Genomic DNA, 977 nt, shown 5'->3' with positions numbered 1-977 from the left:
CCGCCTCCACCCGCCGCGATGCGCTGGACGCCGGCCTGTCGCTGCTGGAACGCGGATCGGTGCGGCTGAAGAAGCCAAGCGGTATCGGCGGTCTCGGGCAGGTCGTCGTGACCAGCCGGGAAGCGCTCGAGGACGAGCTGGAGAAACTGGACACGCAGGAACTGGCTGGCATCGGCGTGGTGCTGGAACGTAACCTGATGCAGCTGGAGACACGCAGCGTCGGCCAGGTCCGGGTCGGCAACCTGCTCGCGACCTATTGCGGGACGCAGCGCCTGACCGTCGACAACCAGGGCGCGGAAGTCTACGGCGGCTCCGACCTGATCATCGTGCGCGGCGATTTCGACGAACTGCTCCAGCTGCCGCTCGGCCAGCATGTGCATCTCGCGATCTCGCAGGCACGCACCTACCATGCTGCAGCAATGACCTGCTATGCGGGAATGTTTGCCTCTCGATGCAACTATGACATCGCGCAAGGGGTCGATGAAGAAGGACGCTGGTATTCCGGCGTGCTCGAACAATCTTGGCGCATCGGCGGCGCGAGTGGCGCGGAAGTCGCAGCGCTGGAAGCCTTCCGTGACGATCCCCTGCTCTCCGTGGTACGCGCATCGACGACCGAGATTTACGGTGAGGAATCTGTCCCGCCTCCGGACGCCACCGTGTATTTCCACGGCACGGACGACCGGGTGGGGCCGATCCTGAAATACGCCAGACTGGAGGAATATGGCAACACGTGACGACACGCTGCGCATCGCCGTCGATGGCGGACATATCGCCGGCACCCTCATCACCCCGGACACAAAGCTGCCCGGCGTGCTGTTCGTGCACGGCTGGGGCGGCAGCCAGGAACAATACATCTCACGCGCGCGGGAAGTGGCCGCCCTCGGCTGCGTTTGCCTGACCTTCGACCTGCGCGGCCATGCCGGGACCCTGCCGCAGCATGAAACGGTGACGCGCGAAAACAACCTGCACGATGTGCT

Annotated in this window: 2 protein-coding genes; both read left to right on the top strand. The window is 64.8% G+C overall.

The genetic code is table 11. The features are described 5' to 3' along the window. The coding region (locus AYR66_RS08490; RefSeq protein ID WP_141104189.1) for a DUF3182 family protein at positions 1 to 734 on the top strand (734 nt) is incomplete at its 5' end. Further along, the coding region (locus AYR66_RS08485) for an alpha/beta hydrolase family protein (protein ID WP_141104190.1) at positions 721 to 977 on the top strand (257 nt) is incomplete at its 3' end. The genes AYR66_RS08490 and AYR66_RS08485, both read left to right, overlap by 14 nt.

The organism is Noviherbaspirillum denitrificans (assembly GCF_002211445.1).
Taxonomy (GTDB): domain Bacteria; phylum Pseudomonadota; class Gammaproteobacteria; order Burkholderiales; family Burkholderiaceae_D; genus Noviherbaspirillum; species Noviherbaspirillum denitrificans.
Note: the sequence above shows the minus strand (reverse complement) of the source record. Positions and strands in the feature narration are given on the sequence as shown.